Annotated in this window: 13 protein-coding genes; 8 read left to right on the forward strand and 5 right to left on the reverse strand. The window is 64.0% G+C overall.

Annotated features, from left to right (window positions below; all coding sequences use genetic code 11):
- Positions 1-56: 56 nt before the first annotated feature.
- The 3 genes from NCS03_RS02955 to NCS03_RS02965 are packed head-to-tail and all read left to right on the forward strand — an operon-like array spanning position 57 to position 5,915.
- A complete protein-coding gene (locus NCS03_RS02955; RefSeq protein ID WP_250481490.1) occupies positions 57-1,256 on the forward strand; it encodes an efflux RND transporter periplasmic adaptor subunit in 1,200 nt (399 codons plus the stop codon).
- Positions 1,257-1,273: 17 nt separating this feature from the next.
- Complete coding sequence (locus tag NCS03_RS02960) at positions 1,274-4,453, forward strand: efflux RND transporter permease subunit (protein ID WP_250507212.1); 3,180 nt, start codon at positions 1,274-1,276, stop codon at positions 4,451-4,453.
- A 1-nt stretch (position 4,454) separates the two neighbouring features.
- Positions 4,455-5,915 (forward strand): efflux transporter outer membrane subunit, encoded by a 1,461-nt coding sequence (locus NCS03_RS02965; RefSeq protein ID WP_033536563.1) that lies wholly within the window; start codon positions 4,455-4,457, stop codon positions 5,913-5,915.
- A gap of 79 nt (positions 5,916-5,994) precedes the next feature.
- Here the strand turns inward: NCS03_RS02965 and NCS03_RS02970 are convergent, their stop codons facing one another.
- Positions 5,995-7,386 carry a nucleobase:cation symporter-2 family protein gene (locus NCS03_RS02970; RefSeq protein ID WP_008351297.1) on the reverse strand — a complete coding sequence of 464 codons (1,392 nt, stop codon included), beginning with the start codon at positions 7,384-7,386 and terminating at the stop codon, positions 5,995-5,997.
- 334 nt (positions 7,387-7,720) lie between these two features.
- On the opposite strand from NCS03_RS02970, the gene NCS03_RS02975 reads away from it, so the two are divergent.
- The 4 genes from NCS03_RS02975 (at position 7,721) to fghA (ending at position 12,482) form a co-directional block, all read left to right on the forward strand.
- Positions 7,721-9,154 carry a xylulokinase gene (locus tag NCS03_RS02975; RefSeq protein WP_250528732.1) on the forward strand — a complete coding sequence of 478 codons (1,434 nt, stop codon included), beginning with the start codon at positions 7,721-7,723 and terminating at the stop codon, positions 9,152-9,154.
- Positions 9,155-9,262: 108 nt separating this feature from the next.
- Entirely contained in the window at positions 9,263-10,477 is a 1,215-nt protein-coding gene (locus tag NCS03_RS02980) for an AGE family epimerase/isomerase (protein ID WP_034474373.1), read from the forward strand.
- Between the two features lie 27 nt (positions 10,478-10,504).
- Positions 10,505-11,611, forward strand: a complete 1,107-nt coding sequence (locus NCS03_RS02985) for an S-(hydroxymethyl)glutathione dehydrogenase/class III alcohol dehydrogenase (protein WP_008351283.1) — start codon at positions 10,505-10,507, stop codon at positions 11,609-11,611.
- 22 nt (positions 11,612-11,633) lie between these two features.
- Positions 11,634-12,482, forward strand: coding sequence for an S-formylglutathione hydrolase (gene fghA, locus NCS03_RS02990; protein WP_250528733.1), 849 nt, complete (start codon positions 11,634-11,636; stop codon positions 12,480-12,482).
- A 115-nt stretch (positions 12,483-12,597) separates the two neighbouring features.
- Here fghA and NCS03_RS02995 read toward each other — a convergent pair whose 3' ends face one another.
- From NCS03_RS02995 to NCS03_RS03010, 4 genes are read right to left on the reverse strand one after another with little or no spacing between them, the layout of a single operon-like run.
- Entirely contained in the window at positions 12,598-13,386 is a 789-nt protein-coding gene (locus tag NCS03_RS02995; protein ID WP_034474383.1) for a metal ABC transporter permease, read from the reverse strand.
- Between the two features lie 8 nt (positions 13,387-13,394).
- A complete protein-coding gene (locus tag NCS03_RS03000; RefSeq protein ID WP_008351261.1) occupies positions 13,395-14,276 on the reverse strand; it encodes a metal ABC transporter ATP-binding protein in 882 nt (293 codons plus the stop codon).
- Positions 14,273-15,154, reverse strand: a complete 882-nt coding sequence (locus tag NCS03_RS03005; RefSeq protein ID WP_250518075.1) for a metal ABC transporter solute-binding protein — start codon at positions 15,152-15,154, stop codon at positions 14,273-14,275. The genes NCS03_RS03000 and NCS03_RS03005 overlap by 4 nt, the downstream gene beginning before the upstream one ends.
- Positions 15,155-15,194: 40 nt before the next feature.
- The gene (locus tag NCS03_RS03010; protein ID WP_175979861.1) at positions 15,195-15,653 is read right to left on the reverse strand and encodes a Fur family transcriptional regulator; all 459 of its coding nucleotides are present in this window, start codon (positions 15,651-15,653) and stop codon (positions 15,195-15,197) included.
- A gap of 333 nt (positions 15,654-15,986) precedes the next feature.
- Here NCS03_RS03010 and NCS03_RS03015 point away from each other — a divergent pair, with 333 nt between their 5' ends.
- Complete coding sequence (locus tag NCS03_RS03015) at positions 15,987-16,760, forward strand: L-iditol 2-dehydrogenase (RefSeq protein WP_250528734.1); 774 nt, start codon at positions 15,987-15,989, stop codon at positions 16,758-16,760.
- Positions 16,761-16,945: the final 185 nt, after the last annotated feature.

The raw sequence follows: 16,945 nt of genomic DNA on the forward strand, positions 1-16,945 counted from the left end.
GTCAACGCGAAGACGCGCGCCTTTCATTGTCAGTAACCTCAGAGGTCTCGCGTTCCATGCGTCTCATACGGATTCCATACCGCCTCATCGGTGTCACGACGGCCGCCTTGCTGGCAGCCGGTTGCGGAGAGAAGCATCCCGCGATGGCGCCGCACACGCCGGAAGTCGGCGTTGTCATCGTCGAGCCGGCCGCTGTGCCGGTCACGACAGAACTCTCGGGCCGCACGAGCGCCTTTCTCGATGCCCAGGTGCGCGCGCGCGTCGATGGCATCGTGCTGCGCCGCGAATTCACGGAAGGCAGCCTCGTCAAGGCCGGGCAACGCCTTTACAAGATCGATCCGGCGCCGTATATCGCGCAACTGAACAACGCGAAGGCGTCGTTCGCGAAGGCCCATGCGAATCTCGTCTCGACCGCGGCGCAGGCCGAGCGCTACAAGGTGCTCGTCGCGTCGAACGCGGTCAGCAAGCAGGACTACGACAACGCCGTGGCGGCGCAAGGCCAGGCCGAAGCCGATGTCGCGTCGGCCAAAGCCGCGATCGACACCGCGCAGATCAAGCTTGGCTATACCGACGTCACGTCGCCGGTTTCGGGGCAGGCCGGCATTTCCCAGGTCACGCCCGGCGCATACGTGCAGGCGGCGCAGGCGACGCTGATGGTCACCGTCCAGCAGCTCGACCCGATGTACGTCGATCTCACGCAATCGAGTCTCGACGGTCTCAAGCTGCGCCGTCAGATTCAGGAAGGGCGTCTTTCGACCAACGGCCCGAACGCGGCGAAGGTCACGCTGATTCTCGAAGACGGCCGTGAGTATCCGGAGCAGGGCAAGCTGCAATTCAGCGATGTGAGCGTCGATCCGTCGACCGGATCGGTGACGCTGCGCGCGATCTTCATGAACAAGGACCGGGTGCTGCTGCCGGGCATGTTCGTGCGCGCGCGCATCGAGCAAGGCGTGAATCCGAAGGCGCTCGTCGTGCCGGTGCAGGGCATCACGCACGATCAGAAAGGCACCGCGCTCGCGATGGTCGTCGGCAAGGACAACAAGGTCGCGATGCGCCCGCTCGTCACCTCCGGCACGCTCGGCCAGAGCTGGATCGTCGACAGCGGTCTGAACGCGGGCGATCGCGTGATCGTCGAGGGCATCGATCACGTGCGTCCGGGCATGGAAGTGAAGGCCGTGCCCGCGCGTCAGCCCGAAGCGAAAGCCGACGCTAAAGCCGAAGCGAAAGCCGACGCAACGGCCGCCTCCGGCGCGTAAGGACGGGAGACACGTCCATGGCCAAGTTCTTTATCGATCGCCCGATTTTCGCGTGGGTGATCGCCATCATTCTGATGCTCGCGGGTCTCGCGTCGGTGACGACGCTGCCCGTCGCGCAATATCCGACCATCGCGCCGCCCGCGATCCAGATTTCCGCGAACTATCCGGGCGCATCCGCTCAGACCGTCGAAAACACCGTCACGCAGGTGATCGAGCAGCAGATGAGCGGTCTCGACCATCTGCTGTATCTGTCCTCGACCTCCGATGACAGCGGCACCGCCACCGTCACGCTGACGTTCGCGGCCGGCACCAATGCCGACATCGCGCAGGTTCAGGTGCAGAACAAGCTGCAACTGGCCACGCCCAATCTGCCGGCCGTCGTGCAGCAGCTCGGCATCAGCGTGACCAAGTCGAGCAGCAGCTTCCTGCTCGTGCTGGCGTTCGTGTCCGAAGACGGCAGCATGAGCCGCGAAGACCTCGCGAACTACGTGGCGTCGCACGTGCAGGATCCGATCAGCCGGCTGAACGGCGTCGGCACCGTCACGCTCTTCGGCTCGCAGTACGCGATGCGAATCTGGCTCGATCCGAACAAGCTGACCAAATTCAGCCTGACGCCGGTCGACGTGCAGAACGCGCTGACTTCGCAGAACGTGCAGGTCGCGGGCGGCCAGCTCGGCGGCGTGCCCGCGGTGCCGGGCCAGTCGATGCAGGCGACCATCACCGAAGCGACGCTGCTGCGCACACCGGAGCAGTTCGGCAACGTGCTGCTGAAGGTGAATCAGGACGGCTCGCAGGTGCGTATCCGCGACGTGGCGCGCGTCGGTCTCGGCGGCGAGAACTACAACTTCGAGACGCAGTACAACGGCCGTCCGGCTGCCGGATTCGGCATTCAGCTCGCGACCGGCGCGAACGCGCTCGCCACCGCGAATCTGGTGCGCGCGAAAGTCGACGAGCTCGCGAAGTTCTTCCCGCACGGTCTCGTCGTGAAGTATCCGTACGACACCACGCCGTTCGTGAAGCAGTCGATCGCCGACGTCGTCAAGACGCTCATCGAGGCCATCGTGCTGGTGTTCCTCGTGATGTACCTGTTCCTGCAGAACCTGCGCGCGACGCTCATTCCGACCATCGCCGTGCCGGTCGTGCTGCTCGGCACCTTCGCGATCATGGCGGCGGCGGGCTTCTCCATCAACACGCTGTCGATGTTCGGGCTCGTGCTCGCCATCGGCTTGCTGGTGGACGACGCGATCGTGGTCGTCGAAAACGTCGAGCGCGTGATGACCGAAGAGGGACTGTCGCCGAAGGAAGCCACGAAGAAGGCGATGAGTCAGATCACCGGCGCGCTCGTCGGCGTGGCGCTCGTGCTCGCGGCGGTGTTCGTGCCGGTGGCGTTCACGGGCGGCTCGGTCGGCGCGATCTATCGCCAGTTCTCGCTGACGATCGTCTCGGCGATGGGTCTCTCGGTGCTCACCGCGATGGTGCTCACCCCTGCGCTGTGCGCAACGATGCTCAAGCCGCACCCGGAAGGCCACACGGAAAAGACGACCGGCTTCTTCGGCTGGTTCAACCGCACGTTCGCGAAGAGCCAGGCGAAGTATCACGGCGGCGTGGCGCATGTCATCAGGCGTTCGGGGCGCTGGCTCGTCATCTATGTGGCGATCATCGTGGCGGTCGGCATGTTGTTCGCGCGTTTGCCGAAGGCGTTCCTGCCCGATGAAGACCAGGGCACGATGTTCGTGCTGGTGGCGACGCCCGCCGGCTCCACGCAGGAGATGACGCAGCGCGCGCTGGACGATGTCGCGGGCCATCTGCTGAAGAAGGAAAGCGCGCTCGTCGAGTCGGTGTTCACCGTGAACGGTTACAGCTTTGCCGGTCATGGCCAGAACTCCGGTCTCATCTTCGTGCGGCTGAAGGACTTCGCCCAGCGCACGAGCGCCAACGAGAAGGTGCAAGCGCTGGTGGGCCGCACGTACGGCGCGTTCGCGGGCTACAAGAACGCGCTCGTGTTTCCGGTGAATCCGCCGTCGATTCCGGAACTGGGCACGGCGTCGGGCTTCGACTTCGAACTTCAGGATCGCGCTGGTCTCGGCCACGAAAAGCTGATGCAGGCGCGCGCGATGCTCCTCGGCATGGCCGCGAAGGACGAGACGCTCGCGCAGGTCCGGCCGAACGGCCTGAACGACGCGCCGCAGTTCAAGGTGAACATCGACCGTCAGAAGGCGCTGGCGCAGGGCGTCGATCCGTCGAGCATCGACCAGACGTTCTCGATCGCGTGGGCGTCGAAGTACGTGAACAACTTCCTCGATACGGACAGCCGCATCAAGAAGGTGTACATGCAGAGCGATGCGCCGTTCCGCATGTCGCCGGAGAACATCAACAGCTGGTACGTGCGCAACGCGTCGGGCTCGATGGTGCCGTTCTCGTCGTTCGCGACGACCGAATGGAGCTACGGCTCGCCCAAGCTCGAACGCTACAACGGCCTGTCGTCGATCGAAATTCAGGGTGTCGCGAAGCCGGGCAAATCCACCGGCGAGGCGATGGCCGCGATGGAAGCGCTCGCGGCGAAGCTGCCCGCGGGCATCGGCTACGAATGGACGGGGCTGTCGTATCAGCAGATCCAGTCCGGCTCGCAGGCGCCGATTCTTTACGGCATCTCAATCCTCGTCGTGTTCCTGTGTCTCGCGGCGCTGTACGAGAGCTGGTCGATTCCTTTCTCCGTGATCATGGTCGTGCCGCTCGGCGTGGTCGGCGCACTGCTCGCCGTGTCGCTGCGCGGACTGGAGAACGACGTGTTCTTCCAGGTCGGCTTGCTCACGACAGTGGGCTTGTCGGCGAAGAACGCGATTCTGATCGTCGAGTTCGCCCGCGATCTGCAGCTCTCGCAAAAGATGGGGCCGATCGAAGCGGCGCTCGAAGCGGCGCGCCTGCGCCTGCGTCCGATTCTCATGACATCGCTCGCGTTCATTCTCGGCACGATGCCGCTCGCGATCAGCAACGGCGCGGGCTCGGGCAGCCAGCACGCGATCGGCACGGGCGTGATCGGCGGCATGGTGACCGCGACTTTCCTCGCCATTTTCATGGTGCCGATGTTCTTCGTCGTGGTGCGCTCGCGTTTCGGCGGCGACAAGGAGGACACGGATGCCGCGCTCGCGCGTTACGAAGCGCAGCGGCGCGCGCAACAGGGCAACGAAGGACACTGACATGCGTAGACTTTCCTTGATTGCAATGGCCGTCGCCGTACTGGCGACCGGCTGCACGATGGCGCCGAAGTACGAACGCCCCGCCGCGCCGGTGTCGGCGAATTTTCCGGCGCACGGCGTCTACGCGACGCAGCCGGTCGCGACGCCGGACGGCGCACGCAGCGCGAACGGCGTGGCCGCGGCCGATATCGGCTGGCGCGATTTCTTCGTCGATGCGCGTTTGCAGCGGCTCATCGACATCGCGTTGAAGAACAACCGTGACTTGCGCGTCGCGATGCTCAACGTGCAGGCCGCGCAGGCGCAGTATCAGGTCGTCACGACGCTTCTGCTTCCGTCCATCACCGCCGTGGGCGCGCAGTCGAAAACGCGCAAGCCCGACAATCTGTCGTTCTTGAATCAGACCATCTCGAATACCTACACGGTGGGCCTGAATGCGTCGTGGGAGATCGACCTGTTCGGCCGGGTGCAGAGCATGCGGAATCAGGCGCTCGCGAAATATTTCGCGACTGCCTATGCGCGCAAGGCTGCGGAGATTTCGCTCGTCTCGCAAGTGGCGGCGCAGTACCTTCAGGTCTTGCAGACGGACGACCTGCTGAAGGTGACGCATCAGACGCTGGCCAGCGCGAGCGAATCGTACCGGATCGTCAAGCTGCAATTCGACAACGGCGCCGCGTCGGAGCTGGACGTGAGCCAGGCGCAAACGGTGATGGAAGGCGCGGCGGCGAATCTGCAGGCGCAGGAGCGCGCGCGGGCGCAGGCCGTCAATGCGCTCGTGTTGCTGCTCGGCGAGCCGGTGCCCGACGATCTGCCGGGCGGCATGCCGCTCGACGGTCAAGACCTGCTCGCGGACATTCCTGCGGGTCTGCCGTCGGATTTGCTGCTGCGGCGGCCGGACATCATGGAGGCCGAACAGAATCTGCTCGCGGCGAATGCGAACATCGGCGCGGCGCGCGCAGCGTTCTTTCCGAACATTTCGCTGACCGGCATGCTCGGCACACTGAGCCCGACGCTCGGTGGTCTGTTCAAAGCGGGGTCGGCGGGATGGAGCTTTGCGCCGACCATCACCTTGCCGATCTACGGCGATCAGTTCGCGAATCTCGAGTACGCGAATATCCAGAAGAAGATCGAGATCGCCAATTACGAGAAGGCGATTCAATCCGCGTTCAAGGATGTCGCCGATGGTCTCGCCGCGCGCGGCACCTACGATCAGCAGATCGCCGCGCTCGTGCGCGATACGGCCGCGCAGCAACGCCGGCTGGAGTTGTCGACGCTGCGATACAAGCAGGGCGTCGACAGCTATCTCGGCGTGCTGACCGCGCAGCAGGACCTGTATTCGGCGCAGCAGACGCTGATTGCCGCGCGCACGCAGCGGTTGGCGAATCTCGTGACGTTGTATCAGGCGCTGGGAGGCGGGTGGATCGAGCGGACGGGCGATGCGCCGCGGGCGGCGGATGCGGGCTGACGCGCGGCCCTCGCTTCGATAAACAAAAAAACGCCGCGGCTCCCGCCGCGGCGCTCAACGCAAGCACAGCCCAAACTCCTCAGTGCGCGTCGCCCGCATGGGCCGCGCCTTCGAACTCATGCGCGGCTTCACGCGCATCGCGTTCGGCATCGCGTTCCTTGCGCACGCCGTTGAACACGATGTTCAACACCACCGCCGACACCGACGCCAGCAGAATCCCGCTGTGAAGGATCGGCTCCAGCGCGTGCGGCAGTTGCGTGAAGAACTTCGGCGCGACGACCGGCACCATGCCCATCCCGACGCTCACCGCGACGATGAACAGGTTGTGCTGATTCTTCGAGAAGTCCACGCGCGACAGCGTCTTGATGCCGTTCGCCGCGACCATGCCGAACATCACGATGCCCGCGCCGCCGAGCACGAACGGCGGCACCGACGCCACCACCTGCGCCATTTTCGGAAAGAGGCCGAGCACGACGAGAATCACGCCGCCTGTCGCGCAGACGAAGCGGCTCTTCACGCCCGTCACGCCGATCAAACCGACGTTCTGCGAAAACGACGTATGCGGGAACGAGTTGAAGATGCCGCCGATCAGCGTGCCGAGACCGTCGACACGCAAGCCGCGCACGAGCGCCTTCTGGTCGACCGGACGCTCGACGAGATCGCCGACCGCGAGGAACATGCCCGTCGATTCGATGAACGTCACGAACATGACGATGACCATCGTCGCGACGGAGAGCGCATCGAAATGCGGCATGCCGAAGTGGAACGGCAGCACGATGCCGACCCACGGCGCGTGCGCGACGCCGTCCATGTCGACGCGGCCGAGCATCGCGGCGATCACGAAGCCGACGACGATCCCGAGCAGCACCGAAATATTCGCGATGAAACCTCGCGCGAACTTGTTGATGAGCAGAATCAGCGACAACACGACGAGCGACAGCAGCAGGAAGACCGGATTGCCGTAGTCGGGATTGCCGATGCCGCCCGCCGCCCAGTTGATGCCCACGCCCATCAGCGAGAGGCCGATCACCGCGATCACCGTGCCGACCACGACCGGCGGGAAGAAGCGCAGGAGCTTGCCGATCATCGGCGCGAGGACGATGCCGATCACGCCCGCCGCGATGGTCGCGCCGAACACGTCGAGAATGCCGAGCGAAGGATTCGTGCCGATCGCGACCATCGGGCCGACGGCGGCGAAGGTGCAGCCCATGATGACGGGCAGGCGAATGCCGAAGATCCACAGGCCGAGCGTCTGGATCAGCGTGGCGACGCCGCACGAGAACAGATCCGCGCTGATGAGAAACGCGACCTGATCTTTCGGCAGGCCCATCGCGGCGCCGAGGATCAGCGGCACCGCCACCGCGCCCGCGTACATCACCAGAACGTGCTGGATGCCGAGCGTCAGCAGTTGACCGGCGGGGAGCCGTTCGTCGCACGGATGCACCGACGGGTTCACCGAACTTGAAGCCATGTCTCTCTCCTATGTCTACTTCCATTTGAATGGCCTCCAAGTTAAGTGCATCGGCAACCATGAACAAGACCACGCGGCGCTATACGTCGCGTTCGCGTGCCGATATGGGTCTCGCGCGCCGCGAGCGGCGCAAACGTGCGAACGGCCCTGTCACAAGGGGTTTGACGCAAATCAAGGGAAATTCGTCGCCTGACGGAAGGCCGCGATCTTCGGACGGTCGTTATGATGTGCATCACGCCCCGCGTATAGTCCATTTTTCACGTTCATCGCGCGATGGCGGGGTTAACCCCCGTTTTACGCGTTTTCCCTAACGCCTTTTCAGACTCGGAATCCCATGCGTTTTTTAGGCATCGATCTCGGCACGGGCTCCCTCAAGCTCGCGATCGTCGATGAAGCCGGACGCGACATCGCGTCGTCGAGTGCGGCGTACGCGGTGACGAGCGCGCAGCCCGGCTGGGCCGAAACCAGCGTCGATGCGTGGTATGGCGCGCTCGTCGACGCAGCATCGCGTTTGCCCGCCAACGAGCGTCAAGCGGTGCGCGGCATCGGCTTTTCGGGGCAGATGCACGGCGTCGTTTTGACCGACGCGCATGGCCACGCGCTTCGCCCCGCGATGCTGTGGCCCGACACCCGTGCCCGCGATCTGCTCGACGCGTGGCGCGAGCCGCAGCCGAATCCGGTCGCGCCCGGCATGGCGGGGCCGTTGCTGCGCTGGCTCGCATCGAACGAACCGCGGATCGCGGCGCAAACGCGCTGGGCCTTGCAGCCGAAAGACTGGCTGCGCGCGAAGCTCGGCGGCGCGTTCGTCACCGATGCATCCGATGCGTGCGCGACCGCGCTCGCCGCGCCATCGGGCGAATGGGACGAGGCGCTGATCGACCGGCTCGGCTTGCCGCGCGCGTGGTTCGCGCCGCTCGCGGCATCGCATGAAGTCGGCGGCGCGTTGTCTGCGGCGTCGGCGTCCGCGCTCGGTCTCGAAGCGGGCATTCCGATGGCCGTCGGCGCCGGCGATACGCCGTGCGCTGCGCTCGGCAGCGGCCTTTGCGCCGATGGCGACGCGCTCCTCACCACCGGCACCGGCGGGCAGATCGTCGTCATGTGCGCCGACGCGCCCGCGCCCGTGCACGGCCTGCACACGTATCGCGCGGCCAACGGCGCGTGGTATCGCATGGCGGCGATGCAGAACGTCGGCGTCGCGCTGGAAGCGGTGCGCGGCTGGCTCGGTTACGCATCGTGGCCCGACGCCTACGACGACGCCTTCGCCGCGTCCGCGAGTGCATCGGTGAGTTTTCTGCCGTATCTGAGCGGCGAACGCTCACCATGGATGAACCCGAACGCGCGCGGCGGCTGGATCGGACTCGGCCTCGAGGACACGCGCGGCACGATGATGCGCGCCGCGTTCGAGGGCGTGGCATTCGCATTGCGTGCGGGACTCGACGCGATTCGCGCCAACGGCACGCCGCTCGATGCGATGCTGCTCGCGGGGGGCGGCTCGGTCGATCCGCGCTGGCGGCAGTTGCTCGCCGATGCATTGCGCGTCGAGCTGCGCGCCGTCGATTGCCCGAACGCGGCGACGCGAGGCGCGGCGCTGCTCGGCGGCATCGCGGCGGGGCAGTGGCGCATCGGCGATATCGCTTCGCTCGCACCGAAGGCGACGCTCGCCGCGACGCCGCGTCCGAATCCGTCGCTCGATCAGCGGCTCGCGCGTTTCATCGATCTGTACCGGCGCACCGAAGACTGGTTCGCGATCGGGCGCGAGTCCGCTTAAACTTGCGTACCTTGGATCCCGACGCCATGCGCGCCGGGGAGTATGAAGCGACGCTTCATATGAGCGGTAACTGAAGCTCGCTTCGTCACGACAACATCGAACTCAGCCATGCCCGCACCGTCACCGTCACATCCCGATTTCCGCTCGCGCGCGTTCCTGCTCGATCACGCGCTGCGCACGATGACCTTCTATCATCCGCACTGCATGGACCCGGCGGGCGGCTTCTACCACTTCTACAAGAACGACGGCACGATCTACGACCGCACGTCGCGTCATCTCGTGTCGAGCACGCGCTTCGTCTTCAACTATGCGATGGCCTACAAGCACTTCGGCCTCGACGAATATCGCGGCGGCGTGGCGCATGGCATCGAATATCTGCGCGAGGTTCATCGCAATCCGCAGACGGGCGGCTATGCGTGGACGTTGAACGGCCGCGACGTCACGGATGCAACGAATCATTGCTATGGCCTCGCGTTCGTCGTGCTCGCGTATGCGAAGGCGGTCGAAGCCGGATTCGACGAAGCGCGCGCGTATCTCGACGAAACCTGGCATCTGATGGAGACGCACTTCTGGGACGCGCAGCACGGCCTTTACAAGGATGAGGCGAGCGCGGACTGGCAAGTGTCCGACTATCGCGGGCAGAACGCGAACATGCATACGTGCGAAGCGCTGCTCGCCGCGTTCGAAGCGACCGGAGAAGCGCGCTATCTCGATCGCGCGGCGCTGCTCGCGGACAACATGGTGAATCGGCAGGCCGCGCTCGCGGGCGGGCTCGTGTGGGAACACTACAAGCCGGACTGGTCGATCGACTGGGACTACAACAAGGGCGATCGCAGCAATATTTTCAGGCCGTGGGGCTTTCAGCCTGGGCATCAGACGGAATGGGCGAAGCTGCTGCTGATCCTCGATCGTCATCGGCCGGAGGCGTGGCACGTCACGCGTGCGCGCGAGCTGTTCGACCGCGCGCTGCAATTGTCGTGGGATCACGAGCACGGCGGCATGGTCTATGGCTTCGACACCGAAGGCAAGTTCTACGACGAAGACAAGTATTTCTGGGTTCAGGCGGAATCGTTCGCGGCGGCCGCGCTGCTCGCGGATCGCGCGCAACGCGATGGCGACGCGGCGCTTGCCGCGCGTTACTGGAACGATTACGACCGCCTGTGGACTTATAGCTGGGAGCATTTCGTCGATCACAAGTGGGGTGCGTGGTATCGCATTCTCACGCGCGACAATCGCCAGTACAGCGACGAGAAAAGCCCGGCGGGCAAGACGGACTATCACACGATGGGCGCATGCTACGAAGTCCTGAATATCGTGCGCTGAAACAATCACAACCTTGGGAGTCAGACGATGAAAACGAAAGCAGCAATCGCATGGGAAGCCGGCAAGCCGTTGACGATCGAAGAGGTCGATCTCGAAGGTCCGCGCGCGGGTGAAGTGCTGATCGAGGTGAAGGCGACGGGCATCTGCCACACCGATTACTACACGCTCTCCGGCGCGGATCCGGAAGGCATTTTCCCCGCGATTCTCGGGCATGAAGGCGCGGGCGTCGTCGTCGATGTCGGGCCGGGCGTCGGCACGTTGCGAAAAGGCGATCACGTCATTCCGCTCTACACACCGGAATGCCGCGAGTGCAAGTTCTGTCTGTCGCGCAAGACCAATCTCTGCCAGAAGATTCGCGCGACGCAAGGCAAAGGCCTCATGCCCGATGCGACTTCGCGCTTCTCGCTCGATGGCAAACCGCTGTTCCATTACATGGGGACGTCGACGTTTTCGAATTACATCGTCGTGCCGGAGATCGCGGTGGCGAAAGTGCGCGAGGACGCGCCGTTCGACAAGATCTGCTACATCGGTTGCGGCGTGACGACGGGCGTCGGCGCGGTCGTGTATTCGGCGAAGGTGGAAGCGGGCGCGAATGTCGTCGTATTCGGGCTGGGCGGCATCGGCCTGAACGTGATTCAGGGCGCGAAGATGGTCGGCGCGGACAAGATCATCGGCGTCGATATCAATCCGGGCCGCGTCGAGCTCGCGAAGAAGTTCGGCATGACGCACTTCATCAACCCGAAGGAAGTGGAGAACGTCGTCGATCACATCGTGCAATTGACCGATGGCGGCGCGGATTATTCGTTCGAATGCGTCGGCAATACCACGCTCATGCGTCAGGCGCTCGAATGCACGCACAAGGGCTGGGGCCAGTCGTTCATCATCGGCGTGGCGGCGGCGGGGCAGGAAATCAGCACGCGTCCGTTCCAGCTCGTCACGGGCCGCGAATGGAAGGGCTCGGCGTTCGGCGGCGCGCGCGGCCGCACGGATGTGCCGAAGATCGTCGACTGGTACATGGAAGGCAAGATCAACATCGACGATCTGATCACGCATCATCTGAAGCTGGAGCAGATCAACGACGGCTTCGACCTGATGAAGAAGGGCGAGTCGATTCGTTCCGTCGTCATCTATTGAGCTACTGAGCGAGGAAAACGCGATGCTGGAACTCGTGGAAGAACATCGTTGTTTCGATGGCGTGCAGCGCATCTATCGGCATGAATCGCAGACTGTCGGCCTGCCGATGCGCTTTTCCGTCTTTTTGCCTGCTGCCGCGTCTTCTTCGAAGGTGCCGGCGTTGTTTTATCTCGCCGGCCTGACTTGCACCGAAGAGACGTTCCCGATCAAGGCGGGCGCGCAACGTTACGCGGCGGAGCACGGCATCGCGCTGATTGCGCCGGATACTTCGCCGCGTGGCGCGGATATTCCGGGCGAGAAGGATTCGTGGGATTTCGGCGTCGGCGCGGGGTTTTATGTCGATGCGACGCGCGAGCCTTGGGCGCGGCGTTATCGCATGTACTCGTATGTGACGCAGGAGTTGCGCGAGACAGTTCTCGCGGAGTTGCCGGTGCGAGAGGATCGTATCGGCATCTTCGGGCATTCGATGGGCGGGCACGGGGCGCTCGTGCTCGCGTTGCGCAATCCGGATCTTTATCGGAGTGTGTCGGCGTTTGCGCCTATTGCGGCGCCGTCGCAGTGTCCGTGGGGCGTGAAAGCGTTTTCTGGCTATCTCGGCGATGATCGTTCGGCGTGGGCGCAGTACGATGCGAGCGAGTTGATTCTCGGCGATGCGGCTGCCCGGTTCGAAGGCGGGATTCTTATCGATCAGGGACTGGCGGATCAGTTTCTCGCCGAGCAGTTGCACCCTGATGTCTTGGAGCGCAATGCGCGTGATGCCGGACACAGTTTGATCGTGCGGCGGCATGAAGGCTATGACCACGGGTATTTCTTTATTTCTACCTTCGTCGGGGAGCATGTCGCGCATCATGCGCGGGTTTTGTGTCGGTGAGGTTTGGTCTTCTTGTTGTTGCCGGATCCCGTGATCGTGTCGGTCTATTAGCGTTGCCCCTGTGCGGGGCGGCATTGCTGACAGACCGACGCGATCACGGGCTCCAGCGAAGAAATCAATTCCCCCGCTTTCCCAACAAGCTCGCCCCATAAACAACCGCAGCCAGCATAGTGATCCAGAAACTAGTAGGCCAATCGGTATAGAAGGCGAGCGTAAGCCCAACCCAAGCCTGTGCGAGTGCAAACAGCGCCGCAAGCACGAGCCCTGACGACAATCGCGTCGTGACGTTCTGCGCCGCCGCCGCGGGCCCGACCATCAACGCAAAAACGAGCAGCACCCCGACGATCTGCGTGCAAGCCGCGACTGCCAGCGCGGTGATCGCGAGAAACATCACGGAGACGAGCCGCAACGACACGCCCTTGGCCTCCGCGAGCTCCGGCTGCAAGGACGCAAACAACAAAGGCCGCATGATGACCGCAAGCGCACCGAGGCTGACGACAGCGAGCCCGGCAAGCACGACCAGCGTGTCATGACTCACGCCAAGCACGTTGCCGAACAGAAGCGCAGTAGCCTGAGTCGCATACGCGGTGAAGAAGTGCAGAAACAGCAACCCGAACCCGAGCGAGAGAGAAAGAATCACACCGATGGCCACATCGCGGCCCGAGAGCCGCTCGCCGAGCGCACCCATCCCGACGCCCGCCGCGAGCGTGAATCCGACCATCCCCCAGAGCGGCGGCATGCCGAGCAGCACCGCGCCCGTCGCGCCGGTAAAGCCGACGTGCGATAGCGCGTGACCCGCGAAGGTCTGTCCGCGCAGCACGAGAAAATACCCGACGATCCCCGACAGCACCGCGACGATCCCTGACGCCGCGAATGCATTCACCATGAAGTCGTATTCGAACATTGCGCTTTCTATTTGACGTGACTGTGGCTGTGGCCGTGATCGTGCTCATGGCCGTGATCGTGTTCATGCTCGTGCTCTCCGCCTTCCTCGTGCGCGTGATCGAGCTTGTCGATTTCGACATCGCCCGACATCACGAAGATGCGGCCGTTCACGCGCATCACGTCGATGGGCGAGCCGTACAGACGCGAGAGCACCGGCTTCGAAATGACTTCATCGACAGTGCCGAGCGCCGCGCGCCCGCTGCCGAGATAAAGCACGCGGTCGAGCGAATTGAGCAGCGGATTGAGTTCGTGCGCCGAGAACAGCACGGTGATGTTCAACTCGCGCTGCACGCGCCGCACGAGTTCGACGACCCCCGTCTGATGCCGCGGATCGAGGCTGATCAGCGGCTCGTCGAGCAACAACAGACGCGGATTGCCGAGCAGACACTGCGCGAGCAAAAGACGCTGGCGCTCGCCGCCCGACAACTCCGACAACGGACGCGAAGCAAGCTGATGCGCGCCGACGAGCTCCAGCACGCGCTCGACATCCGCACGGATGCGGGCATTGCGATGCGGCAGTCCCCAGTGATGACCATCCGCGGCCATCGCGACGAAATCGCGGCCGAGCACGCGCCGGTTCGCGAGACCCGTGCGTATCTGCGGCATATAGCCGATCGACGGATTGCCGCGCACGACCGCTTCGCCATTCACGCGAATCGTCCCGCTCTTCACAGGCACGAGTCCGAGCAGGGCGCGCATCAGCGTGGTCTTGCCCGCGCCGTTCGGCCCGAGCACGCCGATGAACTCGCCGTTCTTCACCGTGAAACTCGCGTCGTTGAGAATCTCGCGCCCGCCGAGCGCGAGCGTCACGCGATCGACTTCGAGCGCGGGCTGCATCGTCGCATTCATCGCTGCCATCCTTGCAAGGCGCCCGCTAGCGAGTCGAGCTGCGACTGCATCCATTGCTGATACGTCTTCTTCGCGGGCAAAGTCTCCGTCACGCTGATGCTCGGCACATGCGCGTCCTTCGCGATGTCGAGCAGACGCTTCGTCAGCGCGCCCGTCGCCTGGCTGTTGTAGATGAGCACGTGCACGCGACGCTCGCGCAGATCCTTCTCGAACGCGGCGATGTCGGCGGGACTCGGCTCGGTCTCGTTCATCGACGCGAGCTGGAAGCGCTGGTTGCGCATCTCGAAGCCGATCGCATCGGCCATGTAGCCGAACACCGGCTCGGTCGCCGTCACGGGCACGCCCTTGTAATGCGACTTCATCTGCGCGACGGTCGCGTCGATCGGTTTCATCGAATCGAGGAACGCTGCGAGGCGCGCGTCGTAATCGCTCTTGTGCGACGGGTCCGCGCTCACGAGATACGCGCTCACCGCCTTCGCGACGACGGGCATCGTCGCCGGGTCGTACCAGAGGTGCGGATTGTCGCCGCCCTTCTTGCCGACGAGCTTCGCCGCGACGATCGCCGTGCGCTTGCCATTGCTCTTGGATGCCGCGAGCAGCTTGTCCATCCACGGATCGTAATCCGCGCCGTTATAGACGACGAGCGCCGCGTGCTGCAACGCGCGCGCGGTCTTGGGACTGGCTTCGAAGAGATGCGGGTCTTCGTCCGGATTGTTGAGGATGCTCGTCACCTGCACGTGATCGCCGCCGAGCTGGCGAATGACGTCGCCGTAAAAGTTCTCCGCCGCGACGACCGGCACGCGCGCGGTCTGTGCCGATGCCGCGCTGCAAAAGCCGAGCGTGAGGGCGAAGCAGGTCAGGACGTGCGCGAGTTTCATCGATTTCCTTGCAAGTGAGATGTTCTTGAGACGCGGCGATTCAGGCATCGCGATGTTTTCGCTGGCAATCGGCGCACAGGCCGCTCAACTCCACGACCTGGTGATGCACTTGAAAGCCGTGCGCGGGCGGGCTCGCCGACAGCGACGATGCGAGTTCGCGGCCCTGAATTTCGAGCGTCGCGCCGCATTCGTCGCAGATGAGGAACTGGCTCTCGTGAGGCTTGCCGGCATCGCAACACGCGATGAACGCGTTCTTCGATTCGATGCGATGCACGAAGCCGTTATCGACGAGAAACTCCAGCGCGCGATACACCGTGGTCGGCGGCACGCGCGCGCCGCGTTGCGGCTCCATCGCGTCGATGAGGTCATAGGCGCCGATCGGCTTATGCGCCTTCAGCACGAGTTCGTAGACCTGACGGCGCAGCGGCGTCAGCGCGACGCCGCGCTCGATAGCGAGCGCTTCGGCGCGCGCCAGCATGTTTTCGACGGATGCGGTCATGTGATATCGGCCACGCAGAGGTGGCTGCAAAAGGTTGAAGCGCGAGCGAGGGCCGCTCGTCGGACGTTTGGGCGATGATATAACGTATCACGTTCCGTTGCACATTCGCGCACGCTTTATTTTCGGCGGCCGCGGTACGCCTTTTGCTCTCGCGCGCTTGCCGGACGGGGTTTTCCCGAGGTTTTGCGATGTTTGCGCGTCGCAGCATCGAAAGCTGTGTTGACACCTTGACACGATCACGCGCAGCGCCGATCATTCGATCAAACAGAGAGCAATTGTTCATTTGCGGAGCGTTCGCTCGCCGCGAGGGACAAAAAACTATCGGAGACATCGGTGAGATTGAGAGACAAGGTCGCGATCATCACGGGCGCCGGGAGCGGCATCGGCGAAGCAGTTGCGCGGCGCTATCTGGAAGAAGGCGCGAACGTCGTCGTCGTGGATGTGAAGAACGAAGACGACATGGCCCAGCGCTTCGCGGACGTGGCCGACCGCGTGCTCGCGCTGAAGGCCGACGTCACGCAGCGCGACGACATCGCACGCATCGTGACGCGCACCGTCGAACGTTTCGGCGGCATCGACATTCTCTTCAACAACGCGGCGCTTTTCGACATGCGCCCGATCCTCGACGAATCCTGGGACGTCTATGACCGCCTCTTCGCGGTCAACGTCAAAGGGATGTTCTTTCTGATGCAGGCGGTCGCGCAGCGCATGGTCGAGCAGGGGCGCGGCGGCAAGATCATCAATATGTCATCGCAGGCCGGGCGGCGCGGCGAAGCGCTCGTGTCGCATTACTGCGCGACCAAGGCGGCGGTCATCAGCTATACGCAATCGGCGGCGCTCGCGCTCGCGAAAGAGCGCATCAACGTGAACGGCATCGCGCCGGGCGTCGTCGACACACCGATGTGGAAGGAAGTCGACGCGCTCTTCGCGCGTTACGAGAATCGTCCGCTCGGCGAGAAGAAACGGCTCGTCGGCGAAGAAGTGCCGCTTGGACGCATGGGCGTGCCCGACGATCTGACGGGCGCGGCGCTCTTTCTGGCGTCATCCGATTCGGATTACATCACCGCGCAGACGCTCAATGTCGACGGCGGCAACTGGATGAGCTGACGCGCCGCACGCGCGCCACGCAGCTTGAAGCGCGGGAAGCACCGTCTATAGTGAAACGGCGTCGAGTCGATGGCGCCAAGTCGGCGAAGGCAAGGGCGGCAACAAGGATAACCCCGGCAACCACGCGATCCACGATCGCGCACCCTCAAAAGCAGGCAGCGGCATCCACGGCGCTTGCGTCATGC

Origin of the sequence: Caballeronia sp. ATUFL_F1_KS4A (assembly GCF_023630905.1) — a bacterium.
Lineage (GTDB): Bacteria > Pseudomonadota > Gammaproteobacteria > Burkholderiales > Burkholderiaceae > Caballeronia > Caballeronia zhejiangensis.

Coding starts and splice junctions, on each gene's coding strand:
- NCS03_RS02960 (WP_250507212.1), top strand. CDS start 1,274: ATGGCCAAGTTCTTTATCGATCGCCCGATTTTCGCGTGGGTGATCGCC.
- NCS03_RS03005 (WP_250518075.1), bottom strand. CDS start 15,154: ATGAAACTCGCGCACGTCCTGACCTGCTTCGCCCTCACGCTCGGCTTT.
- NCS03_RS02980 (WP_034474373.1), top strand. CDS start 9,263: ATGCCCGCACCGTCACCGTCACATCCCGATTTCCGCTCGCGCGCGTTC.
- fghA (WP_250528733.1), top strand. CDS start 11,634: ATGCTGGAACTCGTGGAAGAACATCGTTGTTTCGATGGCGTGCAGCGC.
- NCS03_RS03010 (WP_175979861.1), bottom strand. CDS start 15,653: ATGACCGCATCCGTCGAAAACATGCTGGCGCGCGCCGAAGCGCTCGCT.
- NCS03_RS02995 (WP_034474383.1), bottom strand. CDS start 13,386: ATGTTCGAATACGACTTCATGGTGAATGCATTCGCGGCGTCAGGGATC.
- NCS03_RS02970 (WP_008351297.1), bottom strand. CDS start 7,386: ATGGCTTCAAGTTCGGTGAACCCGTCGGTGCATCCGTGCGACGAACGG.
- NCS03_RS02985 (WP_008351283.1), top strand. CDS start 10,505: ATGAAAACGAAAGCAGCAATCGCATGGGAAGCCGGCAAGCCGTTGACG.
- NCS03_RS02975 (WP_250528732.1), top strand. CDS start 7,721: ATGCGTTTTTTAGGCATCGATCTCGGCACGGGCTCCCTCAAGCTCGCG.
- NCS03_RS02955 (WP_250481490.1), top strand. CDS start 57: ATGCGTCTCATACGGATTCCATACCGCCTCATCGGTGTCACGACGGCC.
- NCS03_RS02965 (WP_033536563.1), top strand. CDS start 4,455: ATGCGTAGACTTTCCTTGATTGCAATGGCCGTCGCCGTACTGGCGACC.
- NCS03_RS03000 (WP_008351261.1), bottom strand. CDS start 14,276: ATGAATGCGACGATGCAGCCCGCGCTCGAAGTCGATCGCGTGACGCTC.